The sequence below is a fragment of the Streptomyces iconiensis genome, assembly GCF_028657195.3.
GTDB lineage: Bacteria > Actinomycetota > Actinomycetes > Streptomycetales > Streptomycetaceae > Streptomyces > Streptomyces iconiensis.
The window spans coordinates 100,578-116,772 of record NZ_JANCPR020000014.1 but is presented as its reverse complement, the minus strand read 5'-3'; the positions used below and the strand labels follow the sequence as shown (position 1 = coordinate 116,772).

Annotated in this window: 13 protein-coding genes; 9 read left to right on the top strand and 4 right to left on the bottom strand. The window is 71.7% G+C overall.

The window, feature by feature from the left end:
- Positions 1-103 precede the first annotated feature (103 nt).
- Positions 104-490 (bottom strand): hypothetical protein, encoded by a 387-nt coding sequence (locus tag NMN56_RS16330; RefSeq protein ID WP_280842608.1) that lies wholly within the window; start codon positions 488-490, stop codon positions 104-106.
- A 121-nt stretch (positions 491-611) separates the two neighbouring features.
- Here NMN56_RS16330 and NMN56_RS16325 point away from each other — a divergent pair, with 121 nt between their 5' ends.
- Positions 612-1,400 (top strand): helix-turn-helix transcriptional regulator, encoded by a 789-nt coding sequence (locus NMN56_RS16325; RefSeq protein WP_274039550.1) that lies wholly within the window; start codon positions 612-614, stop codon positions 1,398-1,400.
- Between the two features lie 202 nt (positions 1,401-1,602).
- On the opposite strand, the gene NMN56_RS16320 is transcribed toward NMN56_RS16325, so the two are convergent.
- Both NMN56_RS16320 and NMN56_RS16315 read right to left on the bottom strand, forming a co-directional pair.
- Entirely contained in the window at positions 1,603-3,300 is a 1,698-nt protein-coding gene (locus tag NMN56_RS16320) for an HtaA domain-containing protein (RefSeq protein ID WP_274039551.1), read from the bottom strand.
- A gap of 63 nt (positions 3,301-3,363) precedes the next feature.
- A complete protein-coding gene (locus NMN56_RS16315; protein WP_274039552.1) occupies positions 3,364-4,959 on the bottom strand; it encodes an HtaA domain-containing protein in 1,596 nt (531 codons plus the stop codon).
- A gap of 153 nt (positions 4,960-5,112) precedes the next feature.
- Between NMN56_RS16315 and NMN56_RS16310 the strand changes: the two genes are divergently transcribed.
- From NMN56_RS16310 to NMN56_RS16290, 5 genes are all read left to right on the top strand, one after another.
- The gene (locus NMN56_RS16310) at positions 5,113-6,189 is read left to right on the top strand and encodes a heme/hemin ABC transporter substrate-binding protein (protein ID WP_430542598.1); all 1,077 of its coding nucleotides are present in this window, start codon (positions 5,113-5,115) and stop codon (positions 6,187-6,189) included.
- Positions 6,186-7,382, top strand: coding sequence for a FecCD family ABC transporter permease (locus tag NMN56_RS16305; RefSeq protein WP_274039554.1), 1,197 nt, complete (start codon positions 6,186-6,188; stop codon positions 7,380-7,382). Before NMN56_RS16310 ends, NMN56_RS16305 begins: the two co-directional genes overlap by 4 nt.
- A gap of 144 nt (positions 7,383-7,526) precedes the next feature.
- Positions 7,527-8,417: a heme ABC transporter ATP-binding protein gene (locus tag NMN56_RS16300; RefSeq protein WP_274039555.1), complete on the top strand. Its 891-nt coding sequence runs from the start codon at positions 7,527-7,529 to the stop codon at positions 8,415-8,417.
- Positions 8,418-8,637: 220 nt separating this feature from the next.
- A complete protein-coding gene (locus NMN56_RS16295) occupies positions 8,638-9,306 on the top strand; it encodes a TetR/AcrR family transcriptional regulator (RefSeq protein ID WP_274039556.1) in 669 nt (222 codons plus the stop codon).
- 581 nt (positions 9,307-9,887) lie between these two features.
- Positions 9,888-11,240 carry a sugar transferase gene (locus NMN56_RS16290; protein ID WP_430542601.1) on the top strand — a complete coding sequence of 451 codons (1,353 nt, stop codon included), beginning with the start codon at positions 9,888-9,890 and terminating at the stop codon, positions 11,238-11,240.
- A gap of 71 nt (positions 11,241-11,311) precedes the next feature.
- Here NMN56_RS16290 and NMN56_RS16285 read toward each other — a convergent pair whose 3' ends face one another.
- Positions 11,312-12,265, bottom strand: a complete 954-nt coding sequence (locus NMN56_RS16285; protein ID WP_274039558.1) for a GDP-L-fucose synthase family protein — start codon at positions 12,263-12,265, stop codon at positions 11,312-11,314.
- Between the two features lie 149 nt (positions 12,266-12,414).
- Here NMN56_RS16285 and gmd point away from each other — a divergent pair, with 149 nt between their 5' ends.
- The 3 genes from gmd (at position 12,415) to NMN56_RS16270 (ending at position 16,194) form a co-directional block, all read left to right on the top strand.
- Entirely contained in the window at positions 12,415-13,431 is a 1,017-nt protein-coding gene (gene gmd / locus NMN56_RS16280; protein WP_274039559.1) for a GDP-mannose 4,6-dehydratase, read from the top strand.
- 163 nt (positions 13,432-13,594) lie between these two features.
- The gene (locus NMN56_RS16275; protein ID WP_274039560.1) at positions 13,595-15,688 is read left to right on the top strand and encodes a CBM96 family carbohydrate-binding protein; all 2,094 of its coding nucleotides are present in this window, start codon (positions 13,595-13,597) and stop codon (positions 15,686-15,688) included.
- Positions 15,685-16,194: a hypothetical protein gene (locus NMN56_RS16270; protein ID WP_274039561.1), complete on the top strand. Its 510-nt coding sequence runs from the start codon at positions 15,685-15,687 to the stop codon at positions 16,192-16,194. Before NMN56_RS16275 ends, NMN56_RS16270 begins: the two co-directional genes overlap by 4 nt.
- Position 16,195: the final 1 nt, after the last annotated feature.

Sequence of the window (16,195 nt, the reverse complement as noted above, 5' to 3'; positions counted from 1 at the left end):
GCCCCTCGGGTGAGGGCTGCTCCCCGCACTGCCCGTGTTGCTCGCTCTACTCGCGTCAGCAGGCGTAACCGCCCGCCACCGATGTGGAGTTGGCGACGTGCGCTCAGTCCTCGCCTTCCGGGCCGGCCGCCACCCCGAGACGTTCGCCTCGGCGCTGTGCGATGTCGAGCGCTGTCCCCAAGGCATCGAGGGCGCCCTTGAGGGCGACCCGTAGCGCCAGGGGCCCAGCCGTCGGGTTGTTGAGAATCGACTGGGCGTCGGCCAAGGCGCCCCGGCAGTTGTGCACTTGGGCCTCCTCCAGGTTGTCGGCCAACGCGCTGACGAAGCCGTCCTCGTCAGTGGACAGGTAGCACGGATTTCCCCGCTCGTTGGTCCACGGCAGCCGTCGGAGGTTCCTGTGAGGCAAGGACACCTCGGGGCCGGTGGAGCCGAGGTCGTCGTTCCCGTCGGGGCCCGATGGGCGGGTACTGCGGGTGGCGTAGGGCTTCACGAGCAGGATGCTCCTCCGTGATGCCCGACAACGCGACGACGGACGAGGCGTCGGAGAGACGTCACCCTATAGGGCGTCAATCCGGTGTCATAGGCGAGGTCAGAGGGCTACCGTGGTCGGTATGACGAGTGCAACGGCACAGGCTTACGAACCGAACGACAGCCTGCGGGCCGTCCGTCTGGGAATGCGGCTCAGTCAGGACGAGATGGCCCAGGCGATCCGCCGGTCCGGGGTCGAGCTGGGCGAGCCCAACGATGCGAGCAAGCGGCTCGTACAGCGCTGGGAGGCAGGGATCAGCCGGACGCCCCGTCCCGTCTACGCGCGAGCACTGGAACGTCTCACCGGCCGCCCCGTGGAGGCCCTTGGGTTCGCTCTGGCGGTGCCCATGGCGCGAGTGCGCGACGACGGCCGGGGCGGGCACGACCTTGAGCCGGGGCCGGAAGGTGTCACCCCCGCGGCGGCCGGTCAGCGGACGGTCCCTGCCGCCGTGGCGGAGGACTACAGCGGGGTCTGGCTCAGCAAGTACGAGTACTACTCGTCCGGCCGCTCCTCCTCGTTCGCCGGACAGCACTTCGTCGTTCTCGTTCAGCACGGACCACGGCTCACGGCCCGGTCCCTGCCCAACGGGTCCTCCAACCCCGGCTCGCCGCTCTCGCTGGACCTCACAGCGGACAGCAACATCGTCACCGGCACGTGGATGGAGCAGACCGCGACGGACGGCTACTACGCCGGGGCCCGGTACCACGGCGCCTTGCAACTACTCGTGGAGCCGACCGGTCGCCGCATGTCCGGCAAGTGGATCGGCTTCGGCAAGGACTTCGACGTGAACAGCGGCCCGTGGGAGCTGGTCTTCCAGGACGCCTCGACGTCCAGGGGAACGATCGAGCGCTACAGCCGGCCGCCTGAGTAGGTGTCCGCGCCCGTTTTCGGGGTCGTTTTCGGGGGCGGCGCCGCGACATGGCGGTGCGGTGCCGTACAAAAGCACGCCCCCCGCGTGCCGTTCCTCCGGGGAGGGGCGGCGGCGGTTCGTCCGAGGGCCTGGTGCGGGCGAGCCGGTGCGGGGGGCGCGGGAGAGCTGGACCGTCAGCTCTCGTTCGGGGGGAGGGCGGGTGTCAGCTCTCGTTCGGGGTGGGGTGGGTGCGGCGGCGGGCGGTGTATACGGCGGTGCCGCCCAGGGCGGCCAGGAGCGCGGCGCCGCCTAGGAGGGTGGTGGAGGGGACGTTGCTGCCGGTGGAGGCCAGTGCTCCGGTTGCGCCCGGGCCGCCGACGGTGCCGGCGCCGCCTGCTGAGGCGGGGTTGGTGCCGGTGTCGCTCCCGGCGGAGCCCGAACCGTTGTCTGAGCCCGAACCCGCGCCCGGGAGCGCGGCGTTCTCGTCGAGGGAGACGGCAGCGGTGACGGGGTCGAGCTTGTCGCCCGCCTGGTAGAAGCCGCCGAATGCCTTGGCCCCCGTCTTGGTGAGCGTGGCCGGGGCCTTCTTGATGGTGACCACGTCCTTGACCGGGTCCAGCGCTCCCGCGTCCAGCTTGAGGGAGGCGACGGCGAGGCCCTTGTACGTGGAGACCTTGCCGCTCTTCCTGTCCTTGGTGCGCACATCGGAGACGAGGGTGCCCTTGGTGCCGTCCGCCTTCATCCGGAGATGGGAGAGGGTGAGGTCGAGGGTGTAGGAGCCGCCGTCCTTGTGGCCGAGGAAGCGGACGCCGCCCTGGAACGAGGCGTTCAGGGAGCCGGACTTGGCGTCGCCGCCCGCCTTCGGGAAGCGGTAGCCGCCGCTGGTGGAGGTGGCGCCGCCGGAGAGGGCGACCTTGCCGTGGGCGATGGGCCCGGTGACGTACTCGCGGAAGGATGCCTTGACGCCCCAGTCGAGGTTGCCGTCGACGATGGCGCCGGGCGCGTGCGCGTGCTTGTCCGTGCCCGATCCCGACCCGGGCCCCGAGCCCGAGCCCGGCCCCGCGCTGCCGCCGCCAGTGGTGTCACCCGAGCCGCCCGTCCCTGTGGAGCCTGCGGTACCGGTCGAGCCGTTGGTGCCGCCCGTCGAACCCCCGCCCGAACCCGCGCTCGTGGAGCCGCCGTTGGCGCCACCGGCGCCACCGGCGCCGCCCGTACCGCCGCCCGTACCGCCACCGCCCGTTCGCACCCCGAGGGAAGCGGCGTCGAGCTTTTCGCCCTCCTTGTAGTAGCCGGCGAAGGCGGTGGAACCGTCGGACGTGAGGGTGGCGGGGATGTCGGCGAAGGTCATCGTGCCGCCTGCGCCGCTGCCCGGCTTGACGTTCGAGAGGTCGAGGGTGGCGAGCTCGACGTCCTTCTTGGCCTCCTTGGGCTTGCCCTCGCCCGTGCCGCTCACCACGTCGGCCGAGAGGGAACCGCTCTTGCCCTCGGTCACGAGCTTGAGGCCGGACAGCTTGATGTCGAGCGCGCCATGGTGACCGTAGAGATGGACGCTGCCCTGGAAGGCGGTGGAGACGGCGTGCTTGCCCATGTCGTACGTGCCCTTGCCGTCCGTGAAGCGGAAGGAGCCGTCCGCGTTCGTCCTCGCGCCGTCCGCGACCGTGATCTTGCCGCCCGCTATCGGCCCGGTGAGGTAGTCGCGGAAGGACTTCTTGATGCCCCAGTCCAGGGTGCCGTCCGTCAGCGGGACGGCGGGCGCCGCATTGGCGGTTGCCCCGGATCGGGCGCCCGCGCCGTCGGCCGGGGTCGCGGCGTACGCGGGCAGCGCGAGGGCCGTGACGCCGAGCACGGTCGCGGTGGCGGCGGCCAGCGCGAGGCCGCCGCCTCGTGAACGGGGGTGCGGGGAGCGCGCGTTGACGTTCATGGTCCGTTTCTCTCCTGAGGTGGGCGAGGGAAGGGGGGGAAGGGGGCGTCGCTCGGTTCGGTCTCAGCCGGGCGGGGTGGCGCCCCGTTTTCTGCGGAGGACGGCGAAGCCGATGCCTGCGGCGGCGAGTACGGCGACTCCCGCTCCGGCCGCGATCAGCGGTCCCGTGGAGGCCATGGAGGACGCGGCGGAGGCGGCTTCCCCTGCCCTGTCCGACAGGTCGGCCCGCTGCTTCTGCTCCGCTGAAGCGGAGGCTCCGCTGCCGAGGTCGGGCAGCGCGGGCAGCTTCGCCTTGTCGTCGAGAGCGACGGCCAGCGAAACGGGGTCCATGGCGGTGCCCTTGGCGTACATGCCGCCGAAGGCGCGTGCGCCGTCGGACGTGAGCTTCGCCGGTGCCTCGGTGAGGGTGACCAGGCCCTTGGCGTCCGGCTTCAGCGCGGCCTTCTTCGCGCTGAAGGTCACAAGGGGCTGGGTGCCGGTGGCCTTGCCGTCCCGCTTCACCTGGGCGTACAGGGTGCCCTCGCCGTTCTTGACGCGTACCGACACGTCCGACAGCGCGAGGTCCAGGTGCTTGCCGGTGAAGCGGACCGCACCGGCCAACTCGGCCTTGAGCACGCCGTCTTCCGTGTCGTACTCGCCCTTGCCCTGGCCGAAGCGGAAGAGCGCTCCGCCGTCCTGGGCGCCGTCCGTCAGCTTCCATGTGCCCTTCGCGAGGGAGCCGGTGACGTACTCGCGGAAGGTGCGGCGCACGCCCCAGTCCACGGCGGCGTCCTCGATACGGCCCGCGCCCTTCTTCTCGCCCGCCTTCTCCCCCGGCTTCTCGCCCGGCTTCGTCTGCGGCTGCGCCTTCAGGTCGGCGGAGAGGCTGACGGGGTCGAGGGGCGTGCCCGCCGTGTAGTACCCGGCGAACGACTTGGCGCCCTCGGCGGTGAGCGTGGCCGGAACGTCGGTGAGGGCGATGGGCCCCTTGCCGCCCCGCATGTTCACACCGGACAGGCGGAGCGAGGCGAGCGGTACCTGTGCGCGGCTGGTCGTACGGCCGCTGCCCTTGGCCTTGCTGCGGATGTCGGCGAACAGGGTGCCGGACGCACCCGCGATACGGACGGTGGGACGGCTGACGGTGAGGTCGAGTTCTTTCGTACCGTCCGGCTTCTTGTGCCCGGTGAAGCGGACGCCACCGGAGAAGGACGCCTCGAAGGTGCCGCTGCCCGGTGCGTAGGTGCCGCTGGCGGAGTGGAACCTGAACTGGCTCTGACCCGCCGTTGCCGCGCCGCCGTTGAGCGCCCAGCGGCCCTTGGCTATGGGACCCGTGACATAGCTCTGGAACGACGCCTTGATGCCCCAGTCCAAGCGGCCCCCGGCCACGGCCCGTTCACCGGTTCCGGCCGTGACCGCGCGGGTGGCGGTGACCGCGCGGGCAGCCGAGACCGCCCGGGCAGCCGTGGCGTTCCGGCTCCGTACGGCTGGGCCTCGTACGGCCGCGGCGTCCCGTACCGCCGTGGCATTCCGTACCGCAGCGGCATCCCGCGCCGTGGCGTCCCGCATTGTGGCGCTCTCCGGGATGGCACCTTGCGCGGTGGTGGCCGGCAGGGCTGCCACGGGCAGCGCGGCCAGGAGTGCCACCGCGAGTGCGCGTGGCAGACGTCTGGGGTGCGGCATCGGTGCTTCTCCAATGACGACGGGGAGGACGGGGACAACGGGGACGACGGGGAGGAGGGCGGGACTGGTGCGTGCGGCCGGGGACGGCAGGGACGAACGGGGCCGGCACGGGCTAGCGATTTAGGTAAGGCTAACCTAAGCTAATCGCGACTCATGCGGAACCCCCCGGTTCCGGCATTCCACGTGAAAGGCGCAGACGTGCATCAACGACCCCGCGTTCTCGGGGCGTTCGCCGCCGCACTCGCGCTGGCGCTCGCCCTCACCGGCTGCGGCGGCTCAGGAGAGGACGCCAGTACGGGAACCCCTGCGGGCGGGCAGCCCGGGGCGCGTTCGGCCGCGACCGCCGACCGCGCCGAGCCCCTGGCCGGCGCTGCGCCCCGGCCGCGACTGCCCGCGCACTTCACCTCGGCCGACGGGCACAAGGTCACGGTCAGCGACGCCAGGAGAATCGTGCCGCTCACCGGTTCGCTCTCGGAGATCGTCTACAGCCTCGGCCTCGGGAAGCGCGTCGTGGCCCGCGACATCACCACCACGTTCACGCAGGCCGAGAAGCTGCCCGTCGTCACGCGCGCGCACGATGTCTCGGCCGAGAGCGTCCTCTCCCTCAAGCCGGACGTCGTCCTCGCCGAGACCACCACGGGGCCGGCGGAGGCCATCGACCAGATACGCGAGGCGGGCGTCCCGCTCGTCGTCCTGGACCCCGCACGGAAGCTGTCCGATGTCGACACCCGAATCACCGCCGTCGCCACGGCACTTGGTGTACGGGAAGCGGGCGACCGGCTGCGGAAACGGACGGACGACAGAATCGGCGCCGTGCGCGAAGAGTTGCCCTCCGGCCGCGAGCGGCCACGCGTCGCCTTCCTCTATCTGCGCGGCTCCGCCTCCGTCTACCTCCTGGGCGGGGCACGTTCCGGCGCCTCCTCCCTCATCGAGGCGGCGGGCGGCATCGACGCGGGCAAGGAATCCGGGCTCAAGAAGGACTTCACCGCCATCACCAGCGAGTCCCTCGCCAAGGCGGCGCCCGACGTCATCCTCGTCATGTCCAAGGGCCTGGAGTCCGTCGACGGCGTCGACGGACTCCTCAAGATCCCCGGCGTCGCCGAGACCCCGGCCGGCCAGGACCGCCGCATCGCCTCGATCGACGACGGCATCCTCCTCAACTACGGCCCCCGCACGGACCAGGTGCTCAAGGACCTCGCCCGGCAGCTCCACAAGGGCCCCGCCTCATGACGGCCCCCATCAAGGCCGCCGCCAAGGCCCCCGTCAAGACCCCCGTCAAGGCGTCTGCCTCCGCGCCCGACGACGGTGCCAGGACCGGTCCGCCGCGCGCCGCCGACGGCGGCAACGCGGGTCCCGCGCCGGGCGGGAGCCCCGGCCGTTCCGTGCCCCGTGTCCGGCGCGGTGCCGCCGCGCTGCTCACCGCCGGGCTCGTCGCCGCGCTGGTGCTGCTCGCGTTGGTCTCGGCCGGGATCGGGGCCTACGAGATCCCGGTCACCGATGTGCTGGGGTCCGTCGCGCACCGTGCGGGGCTGGGGGGCTCGGCGCTGGACCGGGTCGCGGAGAGCGTGCTGTGGAACGTACGGCTGCCGCGCGTCGTCCTCGCCCTCCTCGTCGGTGCCTCGCTCGGCTGTGCGGGCGCGCTGATGCAGGGGGTGTTCGGCAACCCGCTCGCCGAACCCGGTGTCATCGGCATCTCCTCGGGCGCGGCCGTGGGTGCCGTCGCCTCCATCGCGTTCGGGCTGAGCTTCTTCGGCAACTGGACGGTCACCGCCTGCGCGTTCGCCGCCGGGCTCGCCACCGTCGTGCTCGTCTACGCGCTCTCGCGCTCCGGCGGGCGTACGGAGGTCGTGACGCTCATCCTCACCGGCATCGCCGTGAACGCGTTCGCGGGCGCGCTCATCGGGCTGTTCCTCTTCTTCGCCGACAACGCCCAGGTCACCCAGATCACCTTCTGGCAGCTCGGTTCGCTGGCCCAGGCCACCTGGCCCAAGGTGCTGGCCGTGCTGCCCTGCGCACTGCTGGGCCTGGCCTTCGCACCGTTCTCCGCACGCAAACTGGACCTGCTCGCACTCGGCGAACGGCCTGCGCGGCACCTCGGCGTCGATGTCGAACGGCTGCGCCTCGCGCTCGTACTGGTCGTCGCGCTGCTCACGGCAGCCGCCGTCGCGGTCGCCGGCATCATCACCTTCGTCGGCCTGCTCGTACCGCACCTGCTGCGCATGGCCGCGGGGCCAGGCCACCGCTTCCTCGTACCGGGCAGCGCACTCGGCGGCGCCGTCGTCCTCGTCGCCGCCGACCTGTGCGCCCGTACGGTGGCCCAGCCCGCCGAACTCCCGCTCGGGGTCCTCACCGCGCTGCTCGGCAGCCCCTTCTTCTTCTGGCTGCTGCGCAGGACACGGCGCCGCCAGGGCGGCTGGGCGTAGGACCTCTCCTCGGCCGGATCGCGGCGCACCCTGTCCTCACTCGCGGCACCCCGCCGTAACGCGGCACCCGTCCGCGACCGCGGCACCCTCCCTCACCCGACGACCTCACCCGACGCACTCAACGGAAGGGACATCCCCCCTCTCATGTCACGGCTTCTCCCCCGTCTGCGCGGGCCCCTTCTGCGGCCCTTGCTGCGCGGGCCGCTTCTGGGTGGGCGGCGCGACGACCCGCCCGCGCACCCGTTGCCCGCGGGTACGCCGGCCGCCGAGGCGCGCGGGGCGAGTGTGCGGCTCGGGGCGCGTACGGTGCTCGACGGCGTCGACCTGGCCCTCCTGCCCGGTGAAGTCCTCGCGCTCGTCGGGCCCAACGGCGCCGGCAAATCCACCCTCCTCGGCGCGCTGGCCGCCGACACACCGCTGACCTCCGGCGCCGTCCACCTCGCTGGGCGCCCCGCGACCGACTGGAGCCCGCGCGAACTCGCCGCACGCCGCGCCGTCCTGCCGCAGGCCGCCGGGCTGGCCTTCCCGTTCACCGTGGAGGAGGTCGTACGGATGGGCCGTGCGCCCTGGGCCCGCACCCCGCGTGAGGAGGACGACGAGGACGCCGTCGCCGAGGCGATGGCCGCCACCGAGGTCGCCGGCTTCGCCGCCCGCCGCTTCTCCGCGCTCTCCGGCGGCGAACGCGCCCGGGTCGCGCTGGCGCGTGTACTGGCCCAACGCGCGCCCGTACTGCTTCTCGACGAGCCCACGGCCGCGCTCGATCTGCGCCACCAGGAACTCGTCCTGCGCCTGTGCCGGGAACGGGCCGCAGCGGGCGATGCCGTGGCGATCGTCCTGCACGACCTGGGCCTCGCCGCCGCCTACGCCCACCGGATCGCGCTCCTGGACACCGGTCGCCTCACCTCGTACGGCCCGCCCTCCGAGGTCCTCACCCCCGAGACCCTCACCCGCGTCTACCACCACCCGGTGGAGGTACTCGCCCACCCCGCCACAGGCGCCCACCTCGTCCTCCCGGTACGCCCGCCCCAAGGCTGACCCGGCCGCCCCCCGCCTTCCGGTTCGCCCCCTGTCCTTGGCCCTTCCCCCCTCGGCGGCCCCTGGCTCTCGCCGCGCCTTCGCTCTCGCCGCGCCTTCGCCCTCGCGGGCCCTTCGTCCCTCGCGGACCCTTCGTCCCTCGCCGGTCCTTCGCCCTCTCGCCCCTGCGCCCTCTCCGACGCTTCTTGGAACGTGGTTCCGCTATGTCAGGATGGTGCGCATGGGGACCAAGAGGCAGCGGGCCGAGCGGCGTACGGACGCGCTCTCGAAGGAGCGCATCGTCGAGGCGGCGATCGGGATCCTCGACACCGAGGGCGAGAGCGCGCTGACGTTCCGCGCGCTCACCACACGCCTGGCCACCGGGGCCGGAGCGATCTACTGGCACGTCGCCAACAAGAACGAGCTGCTCACCGCGGCCACCGACGACGTGATGGCGCGCGTCATGACCGAGGTGGTCGGGGATACGGAGCCGCGGGAGGCGATCCGGGCCGTCGCACTCGGTGTGTTCGACGCGATCGACGCACACCCCTGGGTGGGCACCCAGCTCACGCGTGACCCGTCGCAGTCCGCGATGCTGCAGTTCTTCGAGAGCATCGGCGGCCGGCTCCAGGCGCTCGGCGTCCCCGAACAGGCACAGTTCGACTCCGCGACCGCGCTCACGAACTACGTACTCGGCGTGGCAGGACAGAACGCCGCGAACGCCCGCCAGGCCCAGGAGACCGATCGGTCCGCCTTCCTCGCGACGGCAGCGGCGCGGTGGGCGCGACTCGACCCGGAGGAGTACCCGTTCCTGCGCCGGATGACGACGCAGCTGCGCGAGCACGACGACCGCGAACAATTCCTCGCCGGAATCGACCTCATCCTCGCCGGAATCGCCACCGTCCGATAGGCGGTGTCCCGGAAACCCGCAGCTCGATACGGCCTTCGTGTTCGCCGCTTTCCGGCCAACCCCCTGCGGGTTCAAGGATCTTGAAGAGAGTCCGGGTTCACACAGTCGCGCCCAGGAGAGCGACCATTTCTGATCCGGAATCAACACTGAAGATGCAGCTCCGCGGCCTGAACACGGGGTAGGCGCCGCGCAAGGGGCGGGCGATCTTCCGTTTCGAATCGCCCGCAATATACGCGCGCTGAGATACAACCCTCACCACACTCACCGCACTTCGGCCGGGAAAGTGAACGGAACACAACAATGTTGGCCCGCATGTCTTAAGGTTCGGTGAATGTCAGCGCAGTCCCGTGGGGGCGGTTTTGGGTGCGCTGTGGGGGGATTCCGCGTACCTGGGGGGGTTCATGCGGCGCGGCTCTGTGTTCGTGTCCGACCGGGGTAGACCCGCAAAAGTCGAGGTGGGGGGCGTCTGTGCGGCGCCGGCCGGGAAAGTGGAGGCGGGAAACAGGAGGCGGCACGCGGTGCCTCGGCGGAGCCGTACGGACAAGTCACGGTGGTATCGCCCCGTCGCGCTGGTGACGGACATGCTGGGTGCCGGTGTACCCGTGGCCTTCCTGTTCCAGGACGCGCGGCAGCCGCATACGCCGCTGGCGACGCTCACCGTCTGCGTGGCGTGGTTATGCGTGCTCACCGTCCATCAGCGCTACGGGCTGCGCCGGCTCGGTGAGACCCGGGGGCTGCTCCCGACCCTGCACGACTGGCTGACCCTCGTCGGACTGCTCGCCATGCTGCGCGTGGTGACGGGTGAGAGCTCGCCGCCCGCCGTCGCGCTGCTCGCGGTGACCCCGGCGCCCGTACTGACCGCGCTGTGCCGCTCCCTGACTCACCGTCACCTAGTGGCTCAGCGCCGCCAGGCACACGCCGTGCACCGGGCACTGGTCGTCGGCGAGGCGGGCCCGGTCGACCGGGTGGTCGCGCAGTTGGCGAGCCGTACGGACCATCCGTATGTCGTGATCGGTGCCGTGCATGTCGGCGAGGTCCCTTCGCACAGCGGCGTTCCCGAGGCGGGCCAGCTGGAGGCAGCGCCCAGCGGCGGGGACGGCGACGGGCAGGCCGTGCTGGCCGCGGCCCGCAGCCACAGCGCGGGCACGGTGCTCGTCGTGCCGGGCTCGCTGCTGTGCGGCGAGCGGCTGCGCGCCCTGTCGTGGGCGGTGCAGGACGCGGGGCTGCCGCTGGTCATCGCCTCGGGGCTCGCCGATGTGGCGCTGCGCAGGGTGCGGCCTGCGACGGCCGCCGGGCTGCACCTGCTGCATGTCGAGCCGCCCGTGCGGCGCGGGCCGCAGATGGTGGTCAAGTCGGCGCTGGACCGGCTGGGTGCCGCGCTCGGACTGGTGGCCCTCGCCCCGCTGTTGGGCCTGATCGCGCTCGTGGTGCGGCTGGATTCGGCAGGCCCGGCGCTCTACCGGCAGACCCGCGTCGGCCACCGCGGCGTGCCCTTCACCATGTGGAAGTTCCGCTCCATGGCGCCAGGGGCCGATCTGCTGCGCGCCGGGCTGGATGCGGTGAACGAGGTGGACGGGCCGCTGTTCAAGATGCGCGCCGATCCGCGTGTGACGCGGGTCGGCAGGGTGCTGCGGCGTACGTCGCTGGACGAGCTGCCGCAGCTCGTGAACGTACTGCGCGGCGAGATGTCGCTGGTGGGGCCGCGTCCGCCGTTGCCCGCCGAGGTCGCGGCCTACGAGAGGCCCGCGTTACGGCGCCTCCTGGTGAAGCCGGGGCTCACGGGGCCCTGGCAGGTGAGCGGGCGTTCGGACCTGTCGTGGGACGAGACCCTCGCACTGGACCTGCGCTACGCCGACAACTGGTCGCTGACCGGCGACCTCGACCTGCTCGCCCGTACGATGCGGGCCGTCGTGGACGGGCGCGGGGCCTACTGATGACGCGCACCGTGTGCGCCGGCCCGGCCGGCCGGTCGGGGAACCGCAGGTGCCCGGGCCGGCAAGGCCCCCTACTGCCGGCGCAGCCACCACTCGTACGTGGAGCGGATGCCCTCGGCGAGCCCGATGACGGGGCTGAAGCCGAGCTTCGTCAGGCGGCTCACATCGAGGAGCTTGCGGGGCGTGCCGTCGGGGCGGGAGGTGTCCCAGACGATGTCGCCGGAGAAGCCGACCACCTCGCGTACCGTCTCGGCGAGCGCGGCGATCGTCAGGTCCTCGCCGCAGCCGACATTGACCGGCGAGGCGTCGTCGTACTCGCGCAGGAGCAGCAGACAGGCCCGCGCCAGGTCGTCGACGTGCAGGAACTCGCGCCGCGGCGTTCCGGAGCCCCACAGCACGACCCGTTCGGCGCCGTCCCGCTTCGCCTCGTGGAAGCGGCGGACGAGGGCCGGGAGTACGTGCGAGGTCTCCAGGTCGAAGTTGTCGCCAGGGCCGTAGAGGTTCGTGGGCATGGCCGAGATGTACGAGGCGCCGTGCTGCTCGCGGTAGGCGCGCACCTGCGCGATTCCGGCGATCTTCGCGAGCGCGTACGGCTCGTTCGTGGGCTCCAGTGGCCCGGTCAGCAGCGCGTCCTCGCCGATGGGCTGGGGCGCGTGCTTGGGGTAGATGCACGAGGAGCCCAGGAAGAGCAGGCGGGGCACGCCTGCTGCGTGCGCGCCGGCGATGACGCTGAGCTGGATGCGGAGGTTGTCCTCCAGGAAGGGCACGGGGAAGGTCTTGTTGGCCATGATCCCGCCCACCTTGGCAGCGGCGAGCACGACCGCGTCGGGGCGCTCCTGGCGCAGCAGGTGCTCGGTGGCCGCCGCGTCCCGCAGGTCGAGCGCGGCACGGTCGCGCGTCAGCACCTCGTATCCCTCGGCCGTCAGCCTGCGGGTGACGGCGGAGCCGACGAGGCCGCGGTGGCCCGCGACGAACACGCGGGCGTGGGGCGGCAGAAGCGGCGAGGTGTCCGGGGGAGGCGTCATGTCTCCGGATTCTGCCAGCGCGATCGCACTGATGTGCAGATTGCCGACATAAGAACACAACGAACCCAACCGGCCGCATGTTTCACTCACCGAGTAGCACGGCGCCAACTCATCGAGCAGCACGGCCCTTTCACGAGCGAGGACAGCCCATGGGCAAGAGCGCACTGATCACCGGCATCACCGGCCAGGACGGCTCGTATCTGACCGAACTGCTGCTGGAGAAGGGCTATACGGTGCACGGCCTGCTGCGCCGCTCCTCGTCCTTCAACACGGCGCGCATCGACCACCTCTACGAGGACCCGCACGACGAGGGCCGTTCCTTAGTCCTCCACCACGCGGACCTCGCCGACGGTGTGGCACTCGTCAATCTGCTGCGTGACCTGCGGCCCGACGAGGTCTACAACCTGGGCGCCCAGTCGCATGTGCGGGTGTCGTTCGACGCGCCGCTCTACACCGGGGACGTCACCGGCATGGGCACGATGCGGCTGCTGGAGGCGATACGGGCCAGCGGTGTCGACACCCGCATCTACCAGGCGTCCTCCTCGGAGATGTTCGGCTCGGCGCCGCCTCCGCAGAACGAGGCGACCGGCTTCCATCCGCGCAGCCCCTACGGCTGCGCGAAGGTGTACGGGTACTGGTCCACGGTCAACTACCGCGAGGCGTACGGCCTGTTCGCGGTCAACGGCGTCCTCTTCAACCATGAGTCGCCCCGCCGCGGCGAGACCTTCGTGACCCGCAAGATCACCCGGGCCGTCGCCCGGATCAGGGCGGGCCTCCAGGAGCATCTGTACCTCGGCAACATCGACGCCGTACGCGACTGGGGCTACGCGCCCGAGTACGTCGAGGCCATGTGGCGGATGCTCCAGCACGACACCCCTGACGACTATGTCGTCGCCACCGGGGTCGCCGCCACCGTGCGGGACTTCCTGGGCGAGGCGTTCTCCGCCGCCGATCTCGACTGGACCGAGCATGTGCGGTTCGACCCCAAGTACGAGCGGCCCAGCGAGGTGGACGCGCTCATCGGGGACGCGGGAAAGGCGGAGTCCGTACTGGGCTGGAAGCCGCGCGTCCAGTGGGCCGAGCTGGCCCGGATCATGGTCGGCGCTGATGTCGCCTCGCTGGAGGCGGAGTTGGCGGGCGCCACCGTCCGTGTCGACCGCCGCTAGGCGCCCCGAAGGGGCGCGGGGAACGGCGCGACCAGCCACGAAGCACCCGCGGCCCGCGACGCACGGACACGGACACCGGCACGGACACGGGCACCCACGCGACGCACGCCTCCGGGCCGCGGCCGAGAACGCGGGGTCACACAACAGCGAAGTGGGGGAAGCAATGGAAAGAAGCAGGTCCCGGCGCGGAGTGCGCCGGGTGGGTGTGGTGGTGACGGCGCTCGCCTTGGGCGTCGTGGCATGGGGCGGGGCAGCGCTGACGCAGAGCGCCCCGCAGGCGCACGCGCTGACGGCGCCCGTCGGAATCACGGCGGACGACCTGCCGACGTGGCAGACCAACGGGGTCGTATGGGCGGTGGCCCAGTCCAAGGGTGTCGTCTTCGCGGGCGGCACCTGGTCCTCGATCCGGCCGCCGGGCGCCTCGCCGGGCACCGGTGAACAGCGGGCGGTGAACTTCGCCGCCTTCAACGCGGCGACCGGTGAACCCACCGACTGCGGCCTGGACTTCACGGTCGGCAGCGGTACGGCGACGGTCCGCGCGCTGGCGGTCTCCCCCGACGGGGACACCCTCTACGCGGGCGGCAACTTCGCCGCCGTCAACGGCACCCCGGTCAGCAGGGTCGCCGCGATCGACATCGCCTCGTGCACGGTGAAGACGGGGTTCAGCCTGTCCGTCTCCGCCCCGGTGCACGCGCTCGCCGTGACCGGCGACACCGTCTACATGGGCGGTGACTTCACCAGCGTGGAGGGCGAGAGCCGGGGCAAGTTCGCCGCGGTCACCACGGGCGGCGCGCTCAAGCCCTGGCAGGCGGACGCCGACGACGTCGGCCGCGCCGTCGAGGTCACCCCCGACGGGCAGAGCGTGGTACTCGGCGGGGACTTCGACTACGTACGGGGCAGCAATTCGCACGCGCTGGCCGTGGTCAACGCGTCGGACGGCGCGATCAAGCGCGCGTACCCCTCGGGGTTCATCCACCGCAACTCCGTGATCCGCGGCATCCACGTCGACAGTACGGGGATCTACACCGCGCACGAGGGCACGGGCGGCGGTGTCTTCGACGGCCGGCTCGCGCTCAACCTGTCGGACTTCGGGCAGCGCTGGCGTGACACCTGCCTGGGGGCCACGCAGGACGTGACGGTGTACAAGGACGTGCTCTACAGCAGCTCGCACGCGCACAACTGCCGCAGCATGGGGCAGTTCGGCGAGCTGTACGAGCGCCAGCACCTGCTGGCACAGTCCGTCACCTCGCCCACGCCGCTGCTCGGTTGGTTCCCCGACACGGACGACGGGCCTGCGGGCGTCGAGCAGGTGGGGCCGCGCGCGATGGTCGTCGCACCGCGTGACGGCACCGACTACATGTGGGTGGGCGGCTCGTTCTCCCGCATCCAGAGCAGCGGGAACAAGCCGCAGCAGGGCCTGGTGCGGTTCGCCAACGGGCCCGACACACGCGCGCCGACCGTCCCCGACCAGGTGACAGCGGCGAACGTGACGAACGGTGTGCAGGTGAGCTGGCCCGCGAGCACCGACCTGGACGACAGCGAGCTGACCTACCGCGTGTACCGCAACGGCGAGACGCACCCGGTGCACACCACCACGGTCGACTCGGTCTTCTGGCGCAGGCCGACGATCACGTTCACCGACACGGACACGCGCCCGGGGACGGTGTACTCGTACCGCATCACGGCCAGTGACGCGGGCGGCGCGAACACCAGCTCCCGTTCGGAAGCGGCGGCGGTCACCACACCCGGAACGCCTACGGAGACCACCGTGGAACGTGAGGCCACGGCTGACGCGTACGTCAACGGGGCCTCGACAGGCTCCACCTACGGAACGCATCAGCAGCTCGCGGTGCGCGGCTCGGCCGCCTACGAGAGCTACCTGCGCTTCAGCCTGCCCCCCGCACCCAGCGGGATGGTGCTGAAGAACGCGCGGCTGACCGTCCGTACGAGCAGCGACCCCAACGCGAACACGGCCGACACCATCAGCGCCGTTCCCGTGACGGGCGACTGGTCGGAGTCGGCGGTGACGTTCGCCGACCGCCCGTCGCTCGGCTCCACACCGCTCGGCACCCTTGCCGGGGCACCGGAGGCCCAGACGGACTACGCGATCCCGCTCAGCACCAGCGGTGTGAACGGCTCGCTCGGCGGCACCTTCGATGTGGCGCTGACGAGTGCGGGCACGGACAGCCTGTGGCTGTGGGCGCGGGAGACCGGGGGCACGGGCCCCAAGCTCACGCTGACCTTCAGGAAGCCATGAACGCGCGTAAGGCCGGAACCACCGTGGCGGCCGTCGTTCTGACGGCCGTCACGGCCCTCACGGCCGGATGCGGGGGCGGCGGATGCGGGGCCGGCGACAACCGGACCTCCCGGCCCGAGCCCCGGGAGCAGAGTCAGGAACGGCGTCAGGAACAGCGCCGGGACAAGGAAGCGGGCGTCAGTACCCCCGCGCCGAAGGGCGGCGGAGACCAGAAGTCCAGGGCGAAACCGAAGGTGCCCGAGGCCCGACTGACGCCCGCGACAGGCTCGTTCACCAAGAAGCAGCGCAGGTACCTGGTCGGCCGGGTCCCCGAAGGGCTGGAGCCCGCAGCCGTGCTGGAGGCGGGCGAGGCCGCGTGCGCGCGGATCAGGTCAACGGCCGACGCGAGCGAGAAGGACGCGATCAGCGCGCTCGGAGCGGGCGAGATCGACAACGCCGTACCCGCTGTCAGGCATCTGTGCCCGACGTACGCACCGCTGCTCAAGAAGGCGGGAAAAGGAGAGTGAG

Excerpts from the sequence above, each read along its gene's own strand:
- NMN56_RS16325 (WP_274039550.1), top strand. The coding sequence starts at position 612 with ATGACGAGTGCAACGGCACAGGCTTACGAACCGAACGACAGCCTGCGG.
- NMN56_RS16320 (WP_274039551.1), bottom strand. The coding sequence starts at position 3,300 with ATGAACGTCAACGCGCGCTCCCCGCACCCCCGTTCACGAGGCGGCGGC.
- NMN56_RS16315 (WP_274039552.1), bottom strand. The coding sequence starts at position 4,959 with ATGCCGCACCCCAGACGTCTGCCACGCGCACTCGCGGTGGCACTCCTG.
- NMN56_RS16310 (WP_430542598.1), top strand. The coding sequence starts at position 5,113 with ATGCGGAACCCCCCGGTTCCGGCATTCCACGTGAAAGGCGCAGACGTG.
- NMN56_RS16305 (WP_274039554.1), top strand. The coding sequence starts at position 6,186 with ATGACGGCCCCCATCAAGGCCGCCGCCAAGGCCCCCGTCAAGACCCCC.
- NMN56_RS16300 (WP_274039555.1), top strand. The coding sequence starts at position 7,527 with ATGTCACGGCTTCTCCCCCGTCTGCGCGGGCCCCTTCTGCGGCCCTTG.
- NMN56_RS16295 (WP_274039556.1), top strand. The coding sequence starts at position 8,638 with ATGGGGACCAAGAGGCAGCGGGCCGAGCGGCGTACGGACGCGCTCTCG.
- NMN56_RS16290 (WP_430542601.1), top strand. The coding sequence starts at position 9,888 with ATGCTGGGTGCCGGTGTACCCGTGGCCTTCCTGTTCCAGGACGCGCGG.
- NMN56_RS16285 (WP_274039558.1), bottom strand. The coding sequence starts at position 12,265 with ATGACGCCTCCCCCGGACACCTCGCCGCTTCTGCCGCCCCACGCCCGC.
- gmd (WP_274039559.1), top strand. The coding sequence starts at position 12,415 with ATGGGCAAGAGCGCACTGATCACCGGCATCACCGGCCAGGACGGCTCG.
- NMN56_RS16275 (WP_274039560.1), top strand. The coding sequence starts at position 13,595 with ATGGAAAGAAGCAGGTCCCGGCGCGGAGTGCGCCGGGTGGGTGTGGTG.
- NMN56_RS16270 (WP_274039561.1), top strand. The coding sequence starts at position 15,685 with ATGAACGCGCGTAAGGCCGGAACCACCGTGGCGGCCGTCGTTCTGACG.